We start from the raw sequence: 23,950 nt of genomic DNA, 5'->3' as shown, positions 1-23,950 counted from the left end.
ACCGTCAGGAACGGGCTCGGGCGTCGAGGGCGCGGCGGATGACGTCGAGGTCGTCGGAGGCGAGCGAGCCGGTGAACTGCAGCAGGGCGGCTTCGCGGTCGGTCGCGGCGGCAAGGGCGTTCGACATCAGCGAGGCGGTCTGCTCCTCCCTGCTGTTCGTCGCGCGGAAGGTGAGCGGGGCGTCGTCGTGCTGCTGTCGTTCCACCTGCCCCTTGCGACCGAGCCGGTCGAGCACGGTGAGCACGGTCGTCAACGCGGGCCGGGGCTCCGGGAAGGCGTCGAGGACCTGGCGTGCGCTGAGCCCGCCGTCCGCCGACCACAGTGCGTCGAGCACCGCCTGCTCGAGCTGCCCCCTGGGGCGCGATCGCTGACCTGCCATCCGCGCATTCTACGAGATGTCGAACCCCTGGATCCGACACATGCCCGAAACGCGGGGTCGGTATGATCGGCCCGGACAACTGAAGACCGGCCGTTCATCCGTCGCGGGAGACGTCGTGCGGTGCCCTGGGCACCCTGCACGGCACCGAAGGAGCAATCCCCCCGACAATCTCTCAGGTCCCACACCGCAGCGGACAGGCCACTCTGAAAAGCAGCCACGAAGCCCCCACCGGGTCGGTCCGTGGCTCGCCCACGGTGAAAGCCGCCGGACCTCACGGGCCGCGGTGAAACTCTCAGGCCCATGACAGAGGGGGAGTTCCGCCCGACGACGGTCGTCGGGTCCTGCCGATGCCAGGAGAACTCCGTTCATGCCAACGTCCCCACTGCGCTCGTCGCCGCTGGAACCCGCCCACGAAGCGGCCGGCGCCACCTTCACCGACTTCGCCGGGTACCGGATGCCCGTCCGGTACTCGTCCGACCTCGCCGAGCACCATGCCGTGCGTCAGGCCGCCGGCGTCTTCGACCTCTCGCACATGGCCGAGATCGGGGTGACCGGTGACGCGGCCGTCGCCTTCCTCGACCACGCCCTCGCCGGGTCCTTCGGCGCGATGCCGGTCGGGCGGGCGAAGTACTCGCTGCTCCTCGCCGAGGACGGTGGGATCCTCGACGACCTCGTCGTCTACCGCACCGACGAGGACGTCTTCCTGGTCGTCGCGAACGCGTCGAACCGGCAGGTCGCGGTGGACGCCCTGACCGCACGGGCCGACGGCTTCGACGTCGAGGTGTCGGACGACTCGGACACCACCGCGCTCGTCGCGATCCAGGGCCCGGCAGCTGCCGGGACGCTCGACGCGCTCGTCGTCGCCGACCGGCTCCAGCCGGAGAGCCCCCTCGACGAGCTCGGGTACTACCGGGCGCTGCACGCGGTGTTCGACGGTGCCGAGGTCCTCGTCGCCCGCACCGGCTACACCGGCGAGGACGGCTTCGAGGTCTACAGCGACCCGTCCGTCGCCGGAGCGCTCTGGGACGCCCTGCTCGAGGCCGGCGCCGACCGCGGGGTCGTCCCCGCAGGGCTCGCCGCCCGCGACACCCTCCGGCTCGAGGCGGGCATGCCGCTCTACGGGCACGAGCTCGGCACCGACGTCCGTCCCGCCCAGGCCGGCCTCGGCCGGGTCGTGGCCAAGGAGGGCGACTTCGTCGGTGCCACCGGCGTCACCCCGTCGGACGACGCCCGCGTGCTCGTCGGCCTGGTCACCGAGGGCCGCCGAGCCCCGCGTGCCGGCTACGACGTCGTCCACGAGGGCGAGGTCGTCGGCACCGTGACGTCCGGTGCGCTGTCACCGACGCTCGGCCACCCCGTCGCCATGGCCTTCGTCGACCCGGCCCTCGCCACCGAGGGACAGGTCCTCCACATCGACGTGCGGGGCACGGCCATCCCCAGCACCGTCACCGCGTTCCCCTTCTACCGCCGCGCCTCGAAAGGCTGATGCAATGACCGACCAGACCGCACTCCAGTACACGGCCGACCACGAGTGGCTGCTCGTCGAGGGCGACACCGTCACCGTCGGCATCACCGACCACGCAGCCGAACAGCTGGGTGACGTCGTCTTCGTCGAGCTCCCGGCCGTCGGCACCGCAACCACCGCGGGCGAGCAGATCGGCGAGATCGAGTCCACCAAGAGCGTCGGCGAGCTCTTCGCCCCGATCGAGGGCGAGGTCGTGGCGATCAACGACGCCGTCGTCGACGCTCCCGACACCGTCAACCAGGACCCGTTCGGTGCCGGCTGGCTCGTCAAGATCAAGGTGGAGGGCACCTCCTTCCCCGAGGACCTCATGGACCACGACGCGTACCGGGCGTCCCTCGCATGACCGGCGACCTCCAGAACCTGCAGACGTCCTTCGCCGACCGGCACATCGGGACGACCCCGGCCGACCAGCGGACGATGCTCGACACCGTCGGGCAGCCCTCGCTCGACGCCCTCGTCCGCGCCGCGATCCCGGAGTCGATCCACGCGGCGCCGACCGTCGACTCGACCATCCCCGCCGCCGTCGGCGAGACCGAAGCGCTCGCCGAGCTCCGCGCCAAGGCCGCCCGCAACACGGTCCGCCGAGCCATGATCGGCCTCGGTTACCACGGCACCCACACCCCCGCCGTGATCCAGCGGAACGTCCTCGAGAACCCGAGCTGGTACACGGCCTACACGCCGTACCAGCCCGAGATCTCGCAGGGCCGGCTCGAGGCGCTGATCAACTTCCAGACGATGGTCTCGGACCTGACGGGCATGGCCACCGCCGGCGCCTCGATGCTCGACGAGGGCACCGCCGTGGTCGAGGGCATGCTCCTCGCCCGCCGTGCATCGAAGGTGAAGGGCGACGCGTTCCTCGTCGACGACGACCTGCTCCCGCAGACCCGTGCACTCCTCGACCACCGCGCGGACGCCGTCGGCATCACCCTGCGCGGGTTCGACCCCGTCGCTGGACCGAGCGACGAACAGCTCGACGGCGCCTTCGGCGTGATCCTGCAGTACCCCGGCGCGTCCGGTCGGATCGTCGACCCGTCCACCACGATCGAGCGCGTGCACGCCGGCGGCGGCATCGCGGTCGTCGCGGCCGACCTCCTCGCCATGACCCTCCTCGCCAGCCCCGGTGACCTCGGTGCCGACGTCGCCGTCGGCACGAGCCAGCGCTTCGGCGTCCCGCTCGGCTTCGGTGGCCCGCACGCCGGCTACCTCGCCGTCCGGGCCGGGCTCGAGCGTCAGCTCCCCGGCCGACTCGTCGGGGTGTCCTTCGACGCCGACGGGCAGATGGCGTACCGCCTCAGCCTGCAGACCCGCGAGCAGCACATCCGCCGCGAGAAGGCGACGAGCAACATCTGCACCGCGCAGGTCCTGCTCGCCGTCATGGCCTCGATGTACGCCGTGTACCACGGGCCGGAGGGCCTCCGCTTCATCGCCGACCGCGTCGCCCGGACGACCTCGGCGCTCGCCGCGGTCGCCCGTGACGCCGGGCTCGACGTCGTGCACGACGCGTTCTTCGACACGCTCACGCTCCGCGCCCCCGGACGCGCCGAGGCGCTCGTCGCCGCGGCCCGCGACGCGGACCGCCTGCTCCACCTCGTCGACGCCGACACCTTCCAGCTGTCCGTCGACGAGACGACGACGCCGGACGACGTGACGGCGCTCGCCGTCGTGTTCGGGGCCGTGGACCAGACCGTCCCGGCGACCGAGACGGCCGTGCGGGACGCGGCCACGGGCCTCCCGGACGCCCTCCGGCGCACCAGCGAGTACCTGACGCACCCGGTGTTCAGCGCGCACCGGAGCGAGACGCGGATGATGCGGTACCTGAAGCACCTCGCCGACAAGGACTACGCGCTCGACCGCGGCATGATCCCGCTCGGCAGCTGCACGATGAAGCTCAACGCCGCCACCGAGATGGCCGCGGTCACCTGGCCGGAGTTCGCGAACGTGCACCCGTTCGCCCCGCGCGAGGACGTCGTGGGCTACCTCGACATGATCGGCGACCTCGAGTCCTGGCTGGCCGAGGTCACGGGGTACGACACCGTCTCCCTGCAGCCGAACGCCGGCAGCCAGGGGGAGCTCGCGGGGCTGCTGGCGATCCGCGGGTACCACCGGTCCCGCGGCGACGACGCCCGCACCGTCTGCCTCATCCCGTCGAGCGCCCACGGCACGAACGCCGCGTCGGCGGTCCTCGCCGGCATGCAGGTCGTCGTGGTCGCGTGCGACGAGAACGGCAACGTCGACCTCGACGACCTCCGCGCGAAGACCGCGCAGCACGGCGACCGGCTCGCCGCGCTGATGATCACGTACCCGTCCACGCACGGCGTCTACGAGCACGACATCCGCGAGATCTGCGCCGCCGTGCACGACGCCGGCGGCCAGGTCTACGTCGACGGCGCGAACCTCAACGCGCTGCTCGGTCACGCCCGCTTCGGCGACTTCGGCGGGGACGTCTCGCACCTCAACCTGCACAAGACGTTCTGCATCCCGCACGGCGGTGGCGGTCCCGGTGTCGGACCGGTCGCGGCGAAGTCGCACCTCGCGCCGTTCCTGCCCGGGCACCCGTTCGCGCAGGACGCCGACCGCCGCACGGGCTCGGTGGCGGAGCCGGGGTCCGGGCGGGACGCGCACGCCGGCGGACCGGTCAGCGCGGCGCCGTACGGCAGCCCGAGCATCCTGCCCATCACGTGGACCTACGTCCGGATGATGGGGCTCGAGGGACTCACGCGTGCGACCGAGGCCGCCGTGCTCGGCGCGAACTACGTCGCCGCCCGTCTGCGCGACGCCTTCCCGGTGCTCTACACGGGCGAGTCCGGGCTCGTCGCGCACGAGTGCATCCTCGACCTCCGCCTGCTGCGCGACACGACCGGCATCACGGTCGACGACGTCGCCAAGCGTCTGGTCGACTACGGGTTCCACGCCCCGACGATGTCGTTCCCGGTCGCGGGCACGCTCATGGTCGAGCCGACCGAGAGCGAGGACCTCGCCGAGCTCGACCGCTTCGTCGACGCGATGCTCGCCATCCGTGCCGAGGCCTCGGCCGTCGAGCGCGGCGAGTGGCCGGCCGACGACAACCCGCTCGTGCACGCGCCGCACACGGCGTCCTCGGTGATCTCGGGGGAGTGGACGCACGCGTACACGCGGGAGCAGGCGGTGTACCCGCTGCCCGGCATCAGCGCACGGAAGTACTGGCCGCCGGTGCGGCGCATCGACCAGGCGTACGGCGACCGCAACCTCGTGTGCGCCTGCCCGCCGGTCGAGGCGTTCGCCTGACCGCGAGTCCGAGTACCGTGTGCCCCGTCCGGCCTGCCGGGCGGGGCACACTGCCGTCCCGGGAGCGTGCACGCCGCCGTCCCGTGGTCGCGCAGACCGCCGTGCCGGGGTGGCACGCCCGCTGTCCGGGCGCGTCGCCGTGGTGCCCCGCTGCATGCCGACTTGCACAGAGTTGTGCGTCGATGCAAGCATCTCGATGCGGTTGCAACAATCTCGCCCGGGCGTCCGCGATCCGCCCGAATCTTGCATCCTCTCGCAAGGATCGTGCAACTTGGTTTCCGATTTGTAACCGATCTCCTCTGGGCTTGGTGAGCGCTCCCCGCACTGCCTACAGTGCAAAGGTCAAACGTGGCGAGGGGGCACCCGTGCGCCTCGCCGCGTCCCATGCACCAGGAGGAATCTTGATCAAGAAGCGCGCTGGGCTCGCAGCCCTCGCCGTGCTCGGGGCCACAGCAATCGCCCTGGCCGGCTGCTCCAGCAACAGCAGCAGCGGCGGTGACAAGTCGGGCTCGACGAACGCGTCCGGCATCGTCACCACCAACGGCAACGAGCCCCAGAACCCGCTCATCCCCTCGAACACCACCGAGGTCGGCGGCGGCAAGATCATCGACTCGATCTTCGAAGGCCTGGTGTCGTACGACGCCAAGGGCAAGCCGGTCAACGAGGTCGCGAAGAGCATCGACACCGATGACTCGAAGACGTTCGACATCAAGCTGAACACGAACTACACCTTCACGAACGGCGAGAAGGTCACGGCCGAGTCGTTCACGAAGGCGTGGAACTGGGCGGCGCAGTTCTCGAACAAGCAGGGCGCGAGCTACTTCTTCGAGAACATCGAGGGCTACGACGCCACGAAGGACTCCGAGCTCACCGGCCTCAAGGTCAAGAGCGATGACGAGTTCACCGTCACGCTCAAGTCGGCGCAGTCGGACTTCCCGCTCTCGCTCGGCTACTCGGCGTTCGTGCCGCTGCCCTCGGCGTTCTACAAGGACACCAAGGCCTTCGGTGAGGACCCGATCGGCAACGGCCCGTACAAGCTCGACGGCAAGGGTGCGTGGACGCACAACCAGTCGATCAAGCTGGTCACCAACAAGGACTACGTCGGCAAGCGCAAGCCGAAGAACGGCGGCCTGACGGTCACGTTCTACACCTCGCAGGACACCGCGTACTCCGACGCCCAGGGCGGCAACCTCGACGTCCTCGACGCCGTGCCGGACAGCGCCTTCGCGACCTACAAGTCCGACTTCCCGGACTCGAACGTCAACCAGGCCGCCGCGATCTTCCAGGCGATCTACCTGCCCTACTACCTCGACCACTGGAAGGGTGAAGAGGGCAAGCTCCGCCGCGAGGCGATCTCGCTGTCGATCAACCGCAAGCAGATCACCGACAAGATCTTCGAAGGCACCCGCACCCCGGCCAAGGACTTCACCTCCCCGGTGATCGCCGGCTGGAACGACGACCTCGACGGTTCCGACGTCCTGACCTACGACAAGTCGAAGGCCAAGGAGCTGTGGGCCGAGGCCGACAAGATCTCGAAGTACAACGACACCCTCACCATCGCGTACAACGCCGACGGCGGCCACCAGGCCTGGGTCACCGCGGTGACCAACTCGATCTCGAGCACGCTCGGCATCAAGGCCGAGGGCAAGGCGTACCCGACCTTCGCCGAGGCGCTCGCGGTCCAGACGGACAACAAGCTCACGGGCGGCAGCCGCACCGGTTGGCAGGCGGACTACCCGTCGCTGTACAACTTCCTCGGCCCGACCATGGGTGACGGTTCGTCGAGCAACTACTCGCGCTACGACTCGTCCGAGTACAACGAGCTCCTTGCGAAGGGCCGCTCGGCCGCGACCGTCGAAGAGGGCAACAAGTACTTCGACCAGGCGCAGGAGCTCCTGTTCAAGGACCTCCCGGAGATCCCGCTGTGGTACTCCAACGTCACCGGCGTCTGGAACGCGGACAACGTGTCGAACGTAAAGTTCGGCTGGAACTCGGTGCCGCTGTATTACGACGTCGAGGTCAAGAAGTAACACCAGTCTCCTCGTGAGACACATCGCGGACGGGTATCCTGCTCCGCGACCACCGGACGGGGGTTCGGGGGCCCACCAGGCTCCCGAACCCCCGTACCACGGCGGCAACACCTTCCCCCACCACCGCGGGCGCCGCCGCCCGCACCGGACACCCGTGCCGACCCGCGGACCGTCCACCCCTCACGACATGAACCTGAACGACATGCGCGTCCCGAACCAGGCAGGGATCTGATGGCCTGGTACCTCGGCAAGCGCCTCCTGCAACTCATCCCCGTGTTCTTCGGGGCCACGTTCCTCATCTACTTCATGGTGTTCTCCCTGCCGGGTGACCCGATCGCCGCCCTGTTCGGCGATCGTCAGCCGTCCCCGCAGGTCATCGAGCAGCTGCGTCAGCAGTACAACCTCGACAAGCCGTTCATCATCCAGTACCTCCTCTGGATCGGCGGCGTGTTCCGCGGCGACCTCGGTCTGACCTACTCGGGTCTGCCGGTCAGCTCGCAGCTCGCGCAGGCGTTCCCGATCACGGCACGTCTGGCGATCCTGTCCCTGCTCTTCGAGTCGATCGCCGGCATCGTCGTCGGTGTCATCGCCGGCCTCCGCAAGGGCAAGCTCTTCGACGCGACCGCCCTGGTCGTCAGCCTCCTGCTCATCTCGGTCCCGACGTTCGTCGTCGGCTTCCTGCTGCAGTACGTCTTCGGCATCAACCTCGGGCTGTTCCGGGTGACGGTGTCGAGCCAGGCGCCGTGGTCCGAGCTCGTGCTGCCGGCGATCGTGCTGGCGACGGTGTCGTTCGCGTACATCGTCCGCCTGACCCGTGCGAGCGTCGCCGAGAACATGTCGGCCGACTTCGTGCGGACCGCGACGGCCAAGGGGCTGGCGCGACGCCGGGTCGTGGGCGTGCACATCTTCCGCAACTCGCTCATCCCCGTGGTGACCTACCTGGGTGTCGACATCGGCAACCTGATGGTCGGCGCGGTCGTCACCGAGGGCATCTTCAACATCCACGGTGTGGGTGGCACGGTGTTCCAGGCCGTCAAGCTCGGTGAGGGCCCGACCGTCGTGTCGTTCGTCGCCGTGATGGTCATCATCTTCATGCTCGCCAACCTCCTGGTCGACCTGCTCTACGCCGTCCTGGACCCGAGGATCCGCTATGCCAAGTAACACCGAACCCCGCTCGGCGACCCACTACGTCGCCCCGATCGAGGAGACCCCGCTCCAGGCGGTCGACCAGGTCAACGAGGACGAGAAGACCCGTTCGACCTGGAGTGACGCGTGGGACGCGATGCGGGTCCGCCCGATGTTCTGGGTGTCGTCCGTCCTCATCCTGCTGATCATCCTCGTGGCGCTCTTCCCGGGCCTCTTCGCCCATGTCGACCCGCGCGCGGCGAACCTGGCGAAGAGCAACGAGGGGTCCGAGCCCGGCCACATCCTCGGCTTCAACCGCCAGGGCAACGACGTGTACGCCCGCACCATCTGGGGCACGCGCAACTCGCTCATCGTCGGCATCGTGGCGACGGTCCTGGTGTCGGTCGTCGGCATCGTGATCGGCGCACTCGCCGGCTTCTTCGGCGGCTGGCTCGACACGATCGTGTCCCGCATCGGTGACATCTTCTTCTCGATCCCGACCGTGCTCGGCGCGATCGTGATCATGTCGGTGCTCCCGGCGCGGAACGCCCTGACGGTGTCGCTCGTCCTGGCCGTGTTCGCCTGGCCGCAGATCGCCCGCATCATGCGCGGCGCGGTGCTCAGCGCGAAGCAGTCCGACTACGTCACCGCCTCGGCGGCGCTCGGCGTGAGCCGCTTCACGACGCTGGTCCGGCACGTGGTGCCGAACTCGCTCGCGCCGGTCATCGTCGTCGCGACCGTGTCGCTCGGCACGTTCATCGTGGCCGAGGCGACGCTGTCCTTCCTCGGAATCGGCCTGCCCGACTCGGCGCTCAGCTGGGGCCAGGACATCGGCAACGCGCAGGCGTCGATCCGCACCGCGCCCTCGACGATCTTCTGGCCGTCGGCCGCACTGTCCATCACCGTGCTCTCGTTCCTCCTCCTCGGTGACGTGGTCCGCGACGCACTCGACCCGAAGGCGAGGGCCCGCCGATGAGCGAGACTCTGACCCAGCCGAACGCCAGCCGTACCGGCGGCACCGGCGCGCCCCTGCTCGAGATCACCGACCTCGAGGTCGGCTTCAAGACCCAGAACGGCTTCGTCCAGGCGGTCCGCGGCGCGAGCTTCACCCTCGAGCAGGGCGAACGGCTCGCGATCGTCGGCGAGTCCGGGTCCGGCAAGTCGACCAGCGCGCAGTCGATCATCAAGCTCCTGCCCGGCACCGGCCAGGTCACCGGCGGGTCGATCAAGTTCAACGGGCGCGAGCTCGTCGGGCTGAGCGACAAGGAGATGTCGGAGATCCGCGGGAAGGAGATCGGCTACGTCCCCCAGGACCCGATGTCGAACCTCAACCCGCTCTGGTCGATCGGCTTCCAGGTGGAAGAGGCCATCAAGGCGAACGGGATCGCGACCGGCAAGCACGCGATCCGCGCCCGCGCGGTCGAGGTCCTGCAGGAGGCCGGCCTCGGCGACGCGTCGACGCGCCTCAAGCAGTTCCCGCACGAGTTCTCCGGCGGCATGCGCCAGCGCGTGCTCATCGGCATCGGTCTGTCGAGTCGCCCCAAGCTGCTCATCGCCGACGAGCCGACGAGTGCGCTCGACGTCACCGTCCAGCGGGTCATCCTCGACCACCTCGAGACGCTGACCCGCGACTTCGGCACCTCGGTGCTGTTCATCACGCACGACCTCGGCCTCGCCGCCGAGCGGGCCGAGAAGCTGGTCGTGATGTACAAGGGCCAGGTGGTGGAGGCCGGTCCCTCGAAGGAGATCCTGGCGAACCCGCGGCACCCGTACACGCAGCGCCTCGTGGCCGCCGCGCCGTCGCTCGCGAGCCGCCGCATCCAGTCGAAGGTGCAGCACCAGCGGGTCGACATCGCGGACGTCGGCAGCGACGACGCCGAGCTCCTCGCCCGTGCCCAGCAGCGTGAGCACCAGCCGGCGGAGGACCTCATCGTGGTGAAGAACCTCGAGAAGGTCTACAAGCTGCGCGGCAAGAACCTCGCCACCCGCGAGCTGAAGGCCGTCGACGACGTGTCGTTCTCGATCCCGAAGGGCACGACCACGGCGCTCGTCGGCGAGTCCGGTTCGGGCAAGTCGACCGTCGCGAAGCTCGTCCTGCAGCTCGAGGACATCACGAGCGGCACGGTGCAGTTCGACGGGATCGACATCGGCGCGCTGAAGGGCAAGGACCTCTTCGACTTCCGCCGCCGCGTGCAGCCGGTCTTCCAGGACCCGTACGGCTCGCTGGACCCGATGTACAACGTCGGGAACACGATCGCCGAGCCGCTGAAGACGCACAAGGTCGGGGACAAGGACTCGCGCCGCGCGCGCGTGCTCGAGCTGCTCGACCAGGTCGCGCTGCCGAAGTCGATGGTGAACCGCTACCCGAACGAGCTCTCGGGCGGGCAGCGGCAGCGCATCGCCGTGGCCCGCGCGCTCGCGCTCAAGCCCGAGGTCATCGTGCTCGACGAGGCGGTCTCCGCGCTCGACGTGCTCGTGCAGGGCCAGATCCTCGACCTGCTCACCGAGCTGCAGTCCGAGCTGGGCCTGACCTACCTGTTCATCACGCACGACCTCGCCGTGGTGCGCCTCGTCGCGGACAACGTCTGCGTCATGCGCAAGGGCCAGATCGTCGAGAAGGCGACGACCGACGAGGTCTTCGCCGACCCGCGTGAGCAGTACACGAAGGACCTGCTCGACGCCATCCCCGGCGCCGGGTTCGAGTTCGGACGCTGATCCCGCTGGACACCAACGAGGCCGGACGCATCGTCGTCCTCCGCGCAGGTCGCGGGGGCGCGGTCGCGTCCGGCCTCGTCGCCGTGCTGGCCCTCTTCATGCTCGGCGACGCGGCGGTCCGCGGCAGCTGGGACGTCGTCCTGCACGCGGTCGGTCCCCTCGCCGCCCTCGTCTGGGTGCTCTGGGTGCTCACCTTCCGCCCGCACGTGCGGATCGCCGACGACGCCGTCACGGTCGTGAACCCGCTCCGCCGGACGACGGTGCCGTGGGGCGCCGTCGAGGACGTCCGGATGCGCTGGCAGATCGTGCTCGACCTCGCCGACGGCCGGCGGTTGACCTGCTGGGGCGGCCCGTCGCTGCCGCGGCCGAAGCCGACCCGCCGCGGCGAACCCCGGGTGCTGCGGCAGCCGGACGAGTTCGTCGCGGTGCGCGACCGGTGGTCGGAACGACACGGTACGGCCGCCGACGGGCCCGTGGTCCGCGGATGGGACCGGCCCGCGCTCGTCGCGGGAGCGGTGATCGTCGTCCTCTGCGTCGTCGCCCTGCTCGTCTGACGTCGCGTCCGCGACGCGACCCGCAACGGACTGGAGGCGCGGTGCCAGCTGGCACCGCGCCTCCAGTCCGTTGCGGGGGAACCGCCTAGGCGACGGCCTCCACCCGCTCGGTCAGGAGCGGGTTCTGGTCGGTCTGGATGCACGCGACACCGCGGCCGTGCACGTCCTGCAGCCGCGGGTCGACCGAACGGCACTGCTGCTGCCGGCCCTCGTCGAGGAGCTGGTACAGCGGGCAGCGGGTCCGGAAGCGGCACCCCTCGATCCGTTCGGTCGGCGACGGGAGGTCGCCGTCGAGCAGGATGCGTCCGCGGGCGGCCTCGGCGAACGGGTCGGGCACCGGGACGGCGGACAGGAGCGCCCGCGTGTAGGGGTGCTGCGGGTCGTCGAACACCCGGTCACCGTCGCCGTACTCGACGATCCGGCCGAGGTACATCACGGCCACGTCGTCGGCGATGTGCCGGACCACGGACAGGTCGTGCGCGACGAACAGGTAGGACAGGCCGAGCCGGTGCTTGAGGTCCTCGAGCAGGTTGATGACGCCCGCCTGCACCGAGACGTCCAGCGCGGAGACCGGTTCGTCGAGCACGAGGATCTTCGGCTCGACGATGAGCGCGCGGGCGATCCCGATGCGCTGGCGCTGCCCGCCGGAGAACTCGTGCGGGTACCGGTCGATGTAGCTCGGCTCGAGGCCGACCAGCTCGAGGGAGTCGCGCACTCGTCGACGGATCTCGTCCTTCGGCACACCCTGCACGGTGAGCGGTTCGCCGATCACGGAACCGATGTCGAGCCGGGGGTCGATGGAGGCCATCGGGTCCTGGAAGACGACCTGGATGTCGCTGCGGAGCGCACGGCGGTCGGCCTTCGACAGCGAGCCGGTGTCGACACCGTTCACCCTGATCGTGCCCTGCTGGGCGCCGGCGAGCTCGAGGATCTCCATGATCGTGGTCGTCTTGCCGCAACCGGACTCGCCGACGAGGCCGAGGACCTGCCCGCGCTTCAGGGTGAGGGAGATGCCGTCGACCGCGTGCACCTCGCCGATGCGCCGACGGAACAGCGCACCCTTCGTCAGCGGGAACGTCTTCACGACGTCGTCGAGCTGCAGCACCACGTCGTCGCCGTGGTCGATCTCGGCCTCGGGCACGTCCTCCGGACGCGGGAAGATCTCGGAGCGAGCGAGCGTCCCGGCGGCGATCTCGTCGCGGCGGATGCACGCGGCGGTGTGCTCGTCGTCGAAGGCGCCGTTCGAGATCGTGGGCGTCGCGCCGGTCAGCACCGGGTTGTCGGCACTCGGCGGGACCGTGGGGGCGATCAGGGCGGGCTCGCCCTCGCGGCAGGCGTCGAGCACGGCCGGGCAGCGGTCGGCGAACGGGCACCCGGTCGGCTTCTGGGTGAGGAGCGGCGGGCGGCCCTCGAGCGGGACGAGGCGCTCCGAGCGCGCCGACGTCATGTTCGGCATCGAGCGGAGCAGCCCGATCGTGTACGGCATGACCGGCTCGCGGAAGAGCGGTTCGACCGGAGCGGTCTCGACGATCCGGCCCGCGTACATCACGGCGACGCGGTCGGCGTTGCCGGCGACGACACCGAGGTCGTGCGTGATGAGGACCACCGCGGCGCCGGTCATCTCCTTCGCGGTCTGCAGGACGTCGAGGATCTGCGCCTGGATCGTCACGTCGAGCGCGGTCGTCGGCTCGTCGGCGATGATCAGCTTCGGGTCGTTCGCGATGGCGATGGCGATCATCGCGCGCTGACGCATGCCGCCGGAGAACTCGTGCGGGAAGGCGTCGAGTCGCCTGGAGGGGTTCGGGATGCCCACGACACGCAGCAGTTCCTCGGCGCGGGTCCGGGCGGCGTGCGGGGTGAGGCTCCGGTCGTGCAGCCGCAGTCCCTCGACGATCTGCTGCCCGATCGTGTACACGGGCGTCAGGGCGGAGAGCGGGTCCTGGAAGACCATGGCGATGTCGCGCCCGCGGAGCTTCGACATCTCGCGGTCGTTCAGGCCGAGCAGCTCGCGGCCGTCGAACCGGATGCTGCCCTCGACCTTGGCCGACGACGGCAGCAGGCCCATGACGGCCATCGAGGACACCGACTTGCCGGACCCGGACTCGCCGACGATGCCGAGGAACTCGCCCTGGTTGACGGAGTAGTCCACACCGCGGACGGCGTACACGGGCTTCGAGCCCGGGTTGAACGTGACGGTCAGGTCGGAGACGGAGAGCAGGGGCTCAGTCACGGTTGGCTCCCGAGGTGGGGTCGATGGCGTCGCGCAGGGCGTCGCCGAGCAGGCTGGTGGAGAGGACCGTGGCGACGAGTGTCGCAGCCGGCAGGACGAACAGCCACGGTCGGGTGACCGCGGACTGGCTGCCGGCGGCGAGCAGCGTGCCGAGCGACACGTCCGGCACCTGGATGCCGAAGCCGAAGAAGCTCAGGGCACTCTCGGACAGGATCATCGCGCCGACCCCGAGTGTGGCGTCGATGATCAGCAGCGAGGCCACGTTCGGCAGGATGTGCCGCCGGATGATCGTGAACGACGGCACACCCATGAACCGCGCGGCCTTGACGTAGTCGCGCTCTCGCAGCGACATCGTCTGCCCGCGGATCACGCGCGCCATGATCATCCAGCCGAAGATCGCCAGCCCGACGATGAGCGCGAGCCAGCTGAGGTTCTTGAACAGCGGGCTGAGGAGGACCAGCGCGTAGAAGGACGGGATGACCAGCAGCAGGTCGATGCCCCAGACGAGCGCCCGGTCCACGAACCCGCCGAAGTACCCGGCCACGGCGCCGACGATGCCGGCGATGAGCGTGGCGGCGGGACCGGCGATGAGGCCGATGAGCAGCGACTTCTGCAGGCCGACGAGCGTCTGCGCGTAGATGTCCTGCCCGATGTCGTTCGTGCCGAACCAGTGGGACGCGCTCGGCGGCATGCCGAACGCCAGGCCGTCGGAGTCGACGGCGTTCCAGTGGTACAGGTACGGACCGACGAAGGCCCAGAGCAGGATGAGCAGCAGCGCGCCGCCGCCGATGCGGGCGCGCCAGGTGCCGAGCACCTTGCGCCAGAGCGGGGTGCGGCCACCCTTCACCTCGACGACGTGCGCCGGGGTGCCGGCGCCGCCGTCACCGGGGTCGCCGGCGGTGTTCGTGGTCGTGGGGTCGAGAACAGACACGGGTCACACCCTCACTCGCGGGTCGAGCGCGGCGTAGAGCAGGTCCGCGAGGGTGCCTGCGATGAGCACGAGGATCGCCGTGAAGAGGATCGTGCCCGCTGCCGCGTTGATGTCGTTGTTGCTGATGCTCTGGACGAAGTACTCGCCCATGCCGTGCCAGCTGAAGACGAGTTCGGTGATGCTCGCACCCGTCAGGATGAGGCCGAAGGAGTAGGCGAAGAACGTCGACATCGGGATGAGCGCGACGCGGACACCGTGCCGCATGATGGCCGATCCACGCGTCCGGCCCTTCGAGCGTGCCGTCCGGATGAAGTCGTTTGACAGGACGTCGAGCATCGCCGAGCGCTGGTACCGGGAGTACGACGCGACGGCGCCCACCGTCAGCGAGATCGTCGGTAACAAGAGGTGGACCAGCCGGTCGCCGAGCACCGGGAAGAACCCGCTGACGCCCGGGGTGTACTCGCCGGTGAAGCTGATCACCTGCGTGCCAACCACGTTGTTGAGGTTGGTCGCCAGGATCATCAGGACCACCGCGATGACGAACGGCGGGGTCGCGAGCACCGCGAAGGACGCGTAGGTCGAGACCTGGTCGGACGTCTTGTACTGCCGCACCGCGTTCCAGACGCCGAGCAGGACGCCGAGGATCGCGCCGAGCAGCGTGCCGATCACGAGCAGCCGGAGGCTCGTGCCGGACCGGGCGACGATGTCGGCGGTGACCTCGGTGCCGCGGGCGCTGATGCCGAGCGAGCCGTGCGTGACGAGGTTCACCCACCAGTTCCACGTCCGGACCAGCAGCGGGGTGTTCGGATCGGCGCCGAGTTTCTGGAGCGCGGCGTCGATCGAGCTCTGCGGCACCGGCGGGTTCTTGCCGAGGTACCTGGCCGTCGGGTTGAGCGTCGCGCTGGCGAGCAGGTAGCCGAGCGTCGTCGCGACGATCGTCAGGATCACGTAGTTGACGATCCGCTTCGCGAGGAAAGCAAGCATGTACTGGGACCTCAGGGGGGTGCGGCCGTCCGTCCGGACGGCGTTGTTCGGTGGCGACAGGTTAGCCGCTTCCGAGCCGGGGTGGGTGATCACTGTTGACGCTATGCAACATTCGTTACGACCATGTTTCGATTCGGTACAGCAGGCCTTGTGCGACCTTCGGATGTGACTAGGGTTCTCAACCAACAGGCGTGGCGGCGGGGGCTGTCGCGTCCCGGCGCTCCGGCGCGAACCACAACGAAAGGGAATCCTCGCCATGCGAATGAGGATCAAGACGACGGCCGTGCTCGCCACAGCAGCCGCCGCGGCACTCGTGCTCGCGGGCTGCTCCGGCGGCGGATCCGCCGGACAGAGCAGCTCGGCCGTCGCCACGTCGTCGCTGAAGTCGACGGGCTGGACGGTCGCCGACCGCGACACGATCAAGGACGGCGGCTCGCTCACCCTGCCGATCGACTCGGCTCCGGCGAACTGGCAGCTGTCGAACCTCGACTCCGGGACGGTCGACGACAACACGATCGCGGGCACCTACCTGCCGGGGTTCATCCAGTTCAAGGCCAACGGTGAGTGGGAGGCGAACAAGGACTACGTCGACTCGATCGAGCTGACGAAGGACTCGCCCCAGACCGTCGAGATCAAGATCAACCCCAAGGCGGTCTGGTCCGACGGCACCCCGATCACCGAGAAGGACGTCGAGGCGAACTGGAAGGCGCTGAACGGCACGAACAAGGCCTTCGCCCCGCTCGCCACCAACGTCTGGGAGGACGTCGACTCCGTCAAGCAGGGGTCGGACGAGCGCGACGTCATCGTCACGTTCTCGAAGACCAACGCCGACTGGCCGAGCGTCTTCAGCGCGATCTACCCCTACTGGGCCGTCGACACCCCCGACCACTTCAACAACTCGTGGGCGAAGGGTCCCTACGCCGCCGACGGCAAGACGTACGTCTCCGCCGGCCCGTACATCCTCAAGTCCTTCGACGCCAACGGCGGCGTCGTGACCTTCGAGAAGAACTCCAAGTGGTGGGGTGACGCGCCGAAGCTCGACACGATCGTCTTCAAGACCGTGTCCCGCGACGGTGTCGCCCAGGCGTACGCGAACAAGGAGTTCGACGCGTTCAACCTGAACGGTTCCGCGGACAACTTCAAGACCGCGAACAGCCGCTCGGACTCGAAGATCGAGCGTTCGCTCGGCACGACCCAGCGTCAGATCACCCTGAACGGCACGTCCGACGTGTTCAAGGACCAGGAGGTCCGTCAGGCCTTCGCCCAGGCGATCAACCGCCAGGTCGTCGCGCAGGCGATCCTCTCGCCGGTGAAGAGCCCGGTCCAGGTGCTCAACAACCTCGTGTACCTGCCCGGCCAGAAGGGCTACCAGGACAACGTCTCGTCGGTCTACGGCTACAGCACGGACAAGGCGAAGAAGAAGCTCGAGGACGCCGGCTACACGATCGGCTCGGACGGCTACGCGACCAAGGGCGGCAAGACGCTCGACGTCCGCTTCGTCATCCCGTCGGACAACCAGAACTCGGCGAACGTCGCGCAGCTCGTGCAGCAGCAGACCAAGCTCGCCGGCTTCAAGGTGACCATCGACACCGTCCCGACCGACGACTTCTTCACGAAGTACGTCACCACCGACGGCCGTGACTTCGACGCGACGTACTTCGCCTGGCAGGGCACGCCGTTCCCGGTGTCGTCGCTGAAGTCGATCTACTACCCGGCCGACGCCGGTCAGAACTACACCGGCGTGACGGACGACTCGCTCGGTGCCGCCTGGGACAAGGCCAACGCGGAGCTCGACGCCGACAAGCGCATCGAGGACGCGGACGCGATCGACAAGAAGATCGTCAAGGTGGCCGGCACCATCCCGCTGTTCCCGGAGCCCTACGCCTGGGGCGTGCGCAAGGACCTCGTGAACTACGGTCCCGCGCAGTTCCAGCAGTCCTCCGTGAAGTGGCAGGACGTGGGCTACAAGAAGTAGTCCGCCGCACTCCACCCGGAAACGACATCCCCGACGTCGCACGACGTCGGGGATGTCGTTCTTCGTTGCGGGAGCGGACGACGGATCGCGGCGCTCAGAGCTGCGCGGCCGCCAGGGTCGCGACGAAGGCGAGGACCACGATCGCGAGGATCGTCCACCCGTGCACACGGTGCGTGATCGGCGCAGCCGTCACGGTCGCCGGAGGCGGGCCGTCCGCCTCGGGCGGCGCCGGTACGAAGCCGCGGATCCGCTCGGCCGCAGCGTCGACGTCGAGGCGGGTCGCGCCTCCTGGACGACCGTCGACCACCGCGGCGAGCCGAGCCGACCTGCGGGTCGCGAGCCAGGTGCGTCGGACGCCCTCGCTCGTGACGACCTCGAGGCCGTACTTCGTGCGGACCTCGGTGATGCGCCGCCAGGAGTAGGTGCTGGTACGCCGGACGTCGACGATCCGCAGGTGGTCGTCGGTGAGCTCGAAGCGCGGACGCCAGAGGACGGCCCACGCGATGAACGCGATGCTGATGCTCGGGACGGGGGCGAGCCAGACGGCGCCGCCGGTCAGGAGTGCGAGGGGGACGAGCGCGACGGCCGCGACCCACAGGACGACGGCGAGCAGGCGCATGCCGGGGGCGAGGATCGTGGTCACCCGGACGAGCGTACGAGACGAGGTGACGAGATGCCTCCCCGGAGACGTCCGGAGAGCGGGTGTGACACACCTGCGCGTATCTCCGGACGACCCGATTCCCCGGGGAGGCAGGCCCTGTGTGGACCTCTCGTGGCGTCAATGGTCCTCGGCCCCCGTTCGGGTGTCGATACCCCAGGGTGTCGCATCTTCTGGGGACCGACACGCCGTGTCACCCGTCTCAGGCCACGAGGAGCTCGACCTGCGCCCGGATCGCCTCGGCCTTCGGGAACCGGAGCCCGACCAGCCCGACGTGCCGCCAGCGGACCACGCCGTCGGGTCCGATCACGAACACCGACCGTCGGAGGCCGATGCCCGGCGCCTGCACGCCGTACGCGCGGATGACGTCGCCGGCGGTGTCGCTCAGCAGGGGGAAGGTGAGCGAGGACCCGCGGGCGAACGCCTCGTGCGAGTCGAGCGCCTGCGGGCTGACGCCCCACACGACGGCGCCGAGGTCACCGAAGTCGTCGAGCTCCTCCTGGTAGCTGCAGAGCTGCGCCGTGCAGACGGGGGTGGCATCGCCGGGGTAGAAGGCGAGCACGAGGGTCCGGCCGATCACGGCGGACAGCGCGTACTCGTCGTCGGTACGGGTGCCGTCCCGCACGATCATGCCGGGAAGGGTGAATCCGGGTGCGGGATCGCCGACCTCGGGGATGCTCATGCCGCAACGGTAGGTGCGCGACCTCCGTCCGGTGCCGCGCCGCGCTGTGGGTTCACTGTGGGAACGTGCGGGGACGCGCGCGCTGGCGTCAGCGGAACAGCTGCGGGAACGCGTGCGCGACCCACGGGTACCCGACGAAGACGGCCGCGTCGAGCAGGCAGTGCGTGATGACGAGGGGGAGGAGCCGTCCCCACCGGGTGTAGATCCACCCGAACACGATGCCCATCACGGCGTTGCCGACGAACGCGCCGAACCCCTGGTACAGGTGGTAGCTGCCGCGCAGGACGGCCGTGGACAGGATGATCTGCCAGCGCCCCCACCCGACGGAGCCGAGCCGCTCGTAGAGGTAGCCGATGACGATGACCTCCTCCTGCAGCCCGGAGCGGATCGCCGAGAGCAGCAGGACCGGGATCGTCCACCAGTACGAGTCGAGCGCCGCCGGGTCCACGTTCACCGTGACGCCGAGCGCCCGCCCGGTGAAGTAGAGCGCCAGGCCGGGGATCCCGATCCCGAGGGCGATGAGCGCCGCGCCGCCGAGGTCGGGGCGCACCCGGAACCGGTCGATGCCGAGCCGGCCGAGGTGCGGACGGGTCGTGCTCCAGAGCAGGTAGCAGACGAGCGCGACCGGGGCGAGGTCGACCGCGATGCCCACGAGCTGCCGGGCGAGGTCGACGTACTGCACGGTCGTGGTCGACGTGTTCAGCGCCGTGGACTGCTCGCCGAGCGGCGTCGTCTGCGACAGGTCGTCGATGATCTGCAGCACCGAGTAGAGCGCGCTGCCGCCGAGCGAGAGCAGCAGCACGATGGTGATCTCGATCCACGTTCGCCGACGGCTCATCGGTGGTACTCCTCTCGGTTGCGAACTACCGGTAGACTGGCGTGTCGGGCGTTCTGCCCACCTCCGGGCAGTGCCACCGCGGCGCGCGTGCCACCGTCGGCCGCCCGATCTTCTTCCGAACACCAAAGGATGTCCTGTATGGCGCTCGCCACCCGGTCCGACCTGCGCAACGTCGCCATCGTGGCACACGTCGACCACGGCAAGACCACCCTCGTCGACGCGATGCTCACGCAGACCAACTCGTTCGACGCCCACTTCGAGGGCGAAGACCGCATGATGGACTCGAACGACCTCGAGCGCGAGAAGGGCATCACGATCCTCGCGAAGAACACGTCGGTGCTCTACAACGGCAAGCACGCGACCGAGTTCGGCGCGGACGGCCCCATCACCATCAACGTCATCGACACCCCGGGTCACGCCGACTTCGGTGGCGAGGTCGAGCGCGGCCTCTCCATGGTCGACGGCGTCGTGCTCCTCGTCGACGCATCAGAGGGCCCGCTGCCCCAGACCCGCTTCGTGCTCCGCAAGGCGCTCGCCGCGAAGCTCCCAGTGATCCTGCTCGTCAACAAGACGGACCGCCCGGACTCCCGCATCGACGAGGTCGTGTCCGAGTCGCAGGACCTCCTGCTCGGGCTCGCCTCCGACCTGTCGGACGAGGTCGACGACCTCGACCTCGACGCGATCCTCGACGTCCCGGTGGTCTACGCCTCGGGTCGCGCCGGTGCCGCGTCGCGCAACAAGCCGGAGGACGGCTCGCTGCCCGACAACGACGACCTCGAGCCCCTGTTCGAGGCGATCCTGCAACACGTCCCGGCCCCGAAGTACGACGACGAGCACCCCCTGCAGGCGCACGTCACGAACCTCGACGCCTCGCCGTTCCTCGGCCGCCTCGCGCTCCTGCGCATCTTCCACGGCACCATGAAGAAGGGCCAGACGGTCGCGTGGGTCAAGCACGACGGCAGCGTCGTGAACGCCCGCATCACCGAGCTGCTCGTCACCAAGGCACTCGAGCGCTACCCGGCCGAGTCCGCGGGCCCCGGTGACATCGTCGCCGTCGCCGGCTTCGACACCATCACCATCGGTGAGACCCTGACCGACCCCGAGGACGTCCGTCCGCTGCCGACCATCACGGTCGACGACCCGGCGATCTCGATGACGATCGGCACGAACACGTCGCCGCTGGTCGGCAAGGTCAAGGGCCACAAGCTCACCGCCCGCATGGTGAAGGACCGCCTCGACCGCGAGCTCATCGGCAACGTCTCGCTCAAGGTCCTCGACATCGGTCGTCCCGACGCGTGGGAGGTCCAGGGTCGCGGCGAGCTCGCGCTGGCCATCCTCGTCGAGCAGATGCGTCGCGAGGGCTTCGAGCTCACCGTCGGCAAGCCGCAGGTCGTCACCAAGCGTGACGAGGACGGCAAGCTGCAGGAGCCGTACGAGCACATGACGATCGACACGCCGGAGGAGCACCTCGGCGCGATCACGCAGCTCATGGCCGCGCGCAAGGGTCGCATGGAGAACATGACGAACCACGGCACCGGCTGGATCCGCATGGAGTTCATCGTGCCGTCGCGTGGCCTGATCGGCTTCCGCACCGCGTTCCTCACCGAGACCCGCGGCACCGGCATCGCCAACGCGATCTCGCACGGCTACGCCGAGTGGGCCGGCCCGATCCAGACCCGTGTCAACGGCTCGATCGTGTCCGACCGCTCCGGTGTGGTCACGCCGTTCGCGATCACGAACCTGCAGGAGCGGATGACGTTCTTCGTCAACCCCACCGAAGAGGTCTACGAGGGCATGGTCATCGGCGAGAACTCGCGCGCCGACGACATGGACGTCAACATCACGAAGGAGAAGAAGCTCACGAACATGCGTTCGGCGAACGCCGACTCCTTCGAGTCGATGACGCCGTCGCGCCAGCTCTCCCTCGAGGAGTGCCTGGAGTTCGCGCGCGAGGACGAGTGCGTCGAGGTCACCCCCGACGCCGTGCGCATCCGCAAGGTCGAGCTCGACGCGCAGGCTCGCCAGCGCGCCTACGCCCGGTTGAAGCGTCAGGACGCGTAGGCCCGTCGCAACAGAGCGGGCGCCCACGCCCGCCTGAAGCGTCAGGACGCGTAAGCGGTCCATCCAGGAGGCGCGACTCGCGTCCGACGGCCCGGTCACCTCGTCCGAGGTGGCCGGGCCGTCGTCGGATGTAGCGTGGTGCGCGTGACTCTCGACCTCCTCTCGCTGTACCAGGACCTCCACGCACACCCCGAGCTCGGCTTCCAGGAGCACCGCACCGCGGGCATCGTCGCCGACCGGCTCGAGGCGATCGGCGGGATCGAGGTCACCACGGGCATCGGCGGCACCGGTGTCGTCGGTGTCCTGTCGAACGGCGACGGGCCGGTCGTCTGGCTCCGCGCCGACATGGACGGACTGCCGGTCCAGGAGCGCACCGGCCTGCCGTACGCCAGCGAGCACCACGGCACCGACGAGGACGGCAACGACGTCCCGACGATGCACGCGTGCGGCCACGACATCCACGTGACGTGGCTGCTCGGCACCCTCGAACGCCTCGCCGCGACCACCGGCGACTGGCACGGCACGGTCGTCGGCGTCTTCCAGCCCGCGGAAGAGGTCATCTCCGGCGCCCGGGCGATGGTCGAGGACGGGCTCGTCGACCGCTTCCCGAAGCCGGACGTCGTGCTCGGGCAGCACTCGGCGCCGGCACCGGTCGGCATCGTCGCCGTCGGCAGCGGCCCCGTGATGGCGTCGAGCGACCGGCTGACCGTCACGTTCAACGGCCGTGGTGCGCACGGTTCCGCCCCGCAGGCCTCGCTCGACCCGGTCGTCACCGCGGCCTCGGCGGTCGTCCGCCTGCAGACCGTGGTCTCGCGTGAGGTCTCGCCGAGCGACGCCGGAGTCGTCACCGTCGGCAGCTTCCACGCCGGCACCCGCGCGAACATCATCCCCGACCAGGCCGTCATCGAGATCTCGACGCGTGCCCGCAACGAGGAGACCCGTGAGCGGATCATCGCCTCGATCGAGCGCATCGTCCGCGCCGAGAGCGAGGCCGGCGGACTGCCGGAGCCGACGATCGTGCGCGCACCCGGCGCCGAGGTCACCGTGAACGACGTCGAGGCCGCCCAGGTCGTGCTCGACGCGATCCGCGCCGAGGTCCCCGGGGCGCGTGACCTCGAGATCGGGTTGGCGATGGCGTCCGAGGACGTCGGGCAGCTCGCCACCGCCGCGGGCGCTCCGCTCGTGTACTGGTTCACCGGCATCACCGACCCGGAGCTCTTCCGTCGCGGCGAGGACATCCCGAGCAACCACTCGCCGTTCTACGCGCCGCAGGCCGAGACGGCGATCCCGGTGGGTGTCGACGCCCTCGTCGCGGCGACGCGCGCGTACGTCGCCTGACGCGAGCGGCCCGCTCGGGCCGGCCAGGAGGCGCGGCGCGACCCGCGTCACGCACGTGACGTTCCCAGGGGACTCACGCCGCGCCTCCCGGCTCGCCCCCTAGGGTGCTGGGCATGCGCACCCCGACCCGCACCCTGATCGCCGCCGTCGCAGCCGGCATCGCCCTCGCCGGACTGGCCGGCTGCTCGTCCGACGCCGTCAAGCAGGCCACCGACCTCGGCTCCTCGGTCGCGTCGAGCGTCGCCGAGGGCGTGCAGGGCATCGACGGCAAGGCCGTCCAGGACGGCATGGCCTCGGTCGCCGGGGGCATCGACGGCGCCCTGGACACCGCGCTGAAGGGCGCGAACGTGACCTCGGACGGCAAGGTCCCGGACGGCTTCCCGACCAAGGACGTCCCGCTCGTCGACGGCACCGTGCTCGGCGGCGGCTCCGGCCCGAACGGCTCCGGCTGGGTCGCACAGGTCCGCGCGGGCTCCGTCGACGACTTCCAGGCGGCGGCGCAGCAGCTCACCGACGCCGGGTTCACCGAGTCGGCGAAGCGCGCGGACTCGTCGAGCGCCTTCGGGATGTTCCGGAGCGACGCCTACCGCGTGGTCCTGACGTTCTCGGACGGCAACGACGGTGTGACCGCGACCTACATCGTGACGCCCCGCTAGTCGCC

At 69.6% G+C, this 23,950-nt stretch carries 19 protein-coding genes and 2 riboswitches; of the genes, 12 read left to right on the top strand and 7 right to left on the bottom strand.

The window, feature by feature from the left end:
- Nucleotides 1-4: 4 nt before the first annotated feature.
- Entirely contained in the window at nt 5-379 is a 375-nt protein-coding gene (locus ACQXVK_RS01530) for a BlaI/MecI/CopY family transcriptional regulator (RefSeq protein WP_402264546.1), read from the bottom strand.
- Between the two features lie 94 nt (nt 380-473).
- A riboswitch (glycine riboswitch) is annotated at nt 474-576 on the top strand.
- Nucleotides 577-696, top strand: a riboswitch (glycine riboswitch).
- Nucleotides 697-746: 50 nt separating this feature from the next.
- Between ACQXVK_RS01530 and gcvT the strand changes: the two genes are divergently transcribed.
- The 8 genes from gcvT to ACQXVK_RS01490 all read left to right on the top strand — a co-directional run bounded on the left by gcvT (nt 747) and on the right by ACQXVK_RS01490 (nt 11,592).
- Nucleotides 747-1,865 carry a glycine cleavage system aminomethyltransferase GcvT gene (gcvT, locus tag ACQXVK_RS01525; protein ID WP_430852442.1) on the top strand — a complete coding sequence of 373 codons (1,119 nt, stop codon included), beginning with the start codon at nt 747-749 and terminating at the stop codon, nt 1,863-1,865.
- A gap of 4 nt (nt 1,866-1,869) precedes the next feature.
- Nucleotides 1,870-2,247, top strand: coding sequence for a glycine cleavage system protein GcvH (gene gcvH, locus ACQXVK_RS01520; protein WP_022906070.1), 378 nt, complete (start codon nt 1,870-1,872; stop codon nt 2,245-2,247).
- Nucleotides 2,244-5,168, top strand: a complete 2,925-nt coding sequence (gene gcvP / locus ACQXVK_RS01515; RefSeq protein ID WP_430852441.1) for an aminomethyl-transferring glycine dehydrogenase — start codon at nt 2,244-2,246, stop codon at nt 5,166-5,168. Before gcvH ends, gcvP begins: the two co-directional genes overlap by 4 nt.
- Before the next feature lie 401 nt (nt 5,169-5,569).
- Entirely contained in the window at nt 5,570-7,198 is a 1,629-nt protein-coding gene (locus ACQXVK_RS01510) for a peptide ABC transporter substrate-binding protein (protein ID WP_430852440.1), read from the top strand.
- 231 nt (nt 7,199-7,429) lie between these two features.
- Nucleotides 7,430-8,359, top strand: a complete 930-nt coding sequence (locus ACQXVK_RS01505) for an ABC transporter permease (protein WP_022906073.1) — start codon at nt 7,430-7,432, stop codon at nt 8,357-8,359.
- On the top strand, nt 8,349-9,299 hold the full coding sequence (locus ACQXVK_RS01500; protein ID WP_022906074.1) for an ABC transporter permease: 951 nt from the start codon (nt 8,349-8,351) through the stop codon (nt 9,297-9,299). Before ACQXVK_RS01505 ends, ACQXVK_RS01500 begins: the two co-directional genes overlap by 11 nt.
- Nucleotides 9,296-11,038, top strand: a complete 1,743-nt coding sequence (locus ACQXVK_RS01495) for a dipeptide ABC transporter ATP-binding protein (protein ID WP_430852439.1) — start codon at nt 9,296-9,298, stop codon at nt 11,036-11,038. Before ACQXVK_RS01500 ends, ACQXVK_RS01495 begins: the two co-directional genes overlap by 4 nt.
- 83 nt (nt 11,039-11,121) lie before the next feature.
- Complete coding sequence (locus ACQXVK_RS01490) at nt 11,122-11,592, top strand: PH domain-containing protein (RefSeq protein WP_022906076.1); 471 nt, start codon at nt 11,122-11,124, stop codon at nt 11,590-11,592.
- 85 nt (nt 11,593-11,677) lie between these two features.
- Here the strand turns inward: ACQXVK_RS01490 and ACQXVK_RS01485 are convergent, their stop codons facing one another.
- From ACQXVK_RS01485 to ACQXVK_RS01475, 3 genes are read right to left on the bottom strand one after another with little or no spacing between them, the layout of a single operon-like run.
- A complete protein-coding gene (locus ACQXVK_RS01485) occupies nt 11,678-13,822 on the bottom strand; it encodes a dipeptide ABC transporter ATP-binding protein (protein ID WP_402264530.1) in 2,145 nt (714 codons plus the stop codon).
- Complete coding sequence (locus ACQXVK_RS01480; RefSeq protein ID WP_022906078.1) at nt 13,815-14,753, bottom strand: ABC transporter permease; 939 nt, start codon at nt 14,751-14,753, stop codon at nt 13,815-13,817. Before ACQXVK_RS01480 ends, ACQXVK_RS01485 begins: the two co-directional genes overlap by 8 nt.
- A gap of 3 nt (nt 14,754-14,756) precedes the next feature.
- Complete coding sequence (locus ACQXVK_RS01475) at nt 14,757-15,737, bottom strand: ABC transporter permease (RefSeq protein ID WP_402264527.1); 981 nt, start codon at nt 15,735-15,737, stop codon at nt 14,757-14,759.
- Between the two features lie 262 nt (nt 15,738-15,999).
- Here ACQXVK_RS01475 and ACQXVK_RS01470 point away from each other — a divergent pair, with 262 nt between their 5' ends.
- A complete protein-coding gene (locus ACQXVK_RS01470; RefSeq protein WP_022906080.1) occupies nt 16,000-17,712 on the top strand; it encodes an ABC transporter family substrate-binding protein in 1,713 nt (570 codons plus the stop codon).
- Between the two features lie 94 nt (nt 17,713-17,806).
- Here the strand turns inward: ACQXVK_RS01470 and ACQXVK_RS01465 are convergent, their stop codons facing one another.
- The 3 genes from ACQXVK_RS01465 to ACQXVK_RS01455 form a co-directional block, all read right to left on the bottom strand.
- Nucleotides 17,807-18,355 (bottom strand): hypothetical protein, encoded by a 549-nt coding sequence (locus tag ACQXVK_RS01465; RefSeq protein ID WP_430852438.1) that lies wholly within the window; start codon nt 18,353-18,355, stop codon nt 17,807-17,809.
- A 217-nt stretch (nt 18,356-18,572) separates the two neighbouring features.
- Nucleotides 18,573-19,052, bottom strand: coding sequence for a peroxiredoxin (locus tag ACQXVK_RS01460; protein WP_430852437.1), 480 nt, complete (start codon nt 19,050-19,052; stop codon nt 18,573-18,575).
- Between the two features lie 88 nt (nt 19,053-19,140).
- Entirely contained in the window at nt 19,141-19,890 is a 750-nt protein-coding gene (locus tag ACQXVK_RS01455; protein WP_430852436.1) for a CPBP family intramembrane glutamic endopeptidase, read from the bottom strand.
- A gap of 138 nt (nt 19,891-20,028) precedes the next feature.
- On the opposite strand from ACQXVK_RS01455, the gene typA reads away from it, so the two are divergent.
- From typA to ACQXVK_RS01440, 3 genes are all read left to right on the top strand, one after another.
- Nucleotides 20,029-21,951, top strand: coding sequence for a translational GTPase TypA (typA, locus tag ACQXVK_RS01450; protein ID WP_402264515.1), 1,923 nt, complete (start codon nt 20,029-20,031; stop codon nt 21,949-21,951).
- Between the two features lie 144 nt (nt 21,952-22,095).
- The gene (locus ACQXVK_RS01445) at nt 22,096-23,289 is read left to right on the top strand and encodes an amidohydrolase (RefSeq protein ID WP_402264512.1); all 1,194 of its coding nucleotides are present in this window, start codon (nt 22,096-22,098) and stop codon (nt 23,287-23,289) included.
- Between the two features lie 113 nt (nt 23,290-23,402).
- Complete coding sequence (locus tag ACQXVK_RS01440; RefSeq protein WP_430852435.1) at nt 23,403-23,945, top strand: hypothetical protein; 543 nt, start codon at nt 23,403-23,405, stop codon at nt 23,943-23,945.
- Nucleotides 23,946-23,950: the final 5 nt, after the last annotated feature.

It is taken from the genome of Curtobacterium sp. AB451, from assembly GCF_050585845.1.
Taxonomy (GTDB): domain Bacteria; phylum Actinomycetota; class Actinomycetes; order Actinomycetales; family Microbacteriaceae; genus Curtobacterium.
The sequence above is the reverse complement of the archived record's forward strand: the minus strand, read 5'-3'. Positions and strand labels throughout refer to the sequence as shown.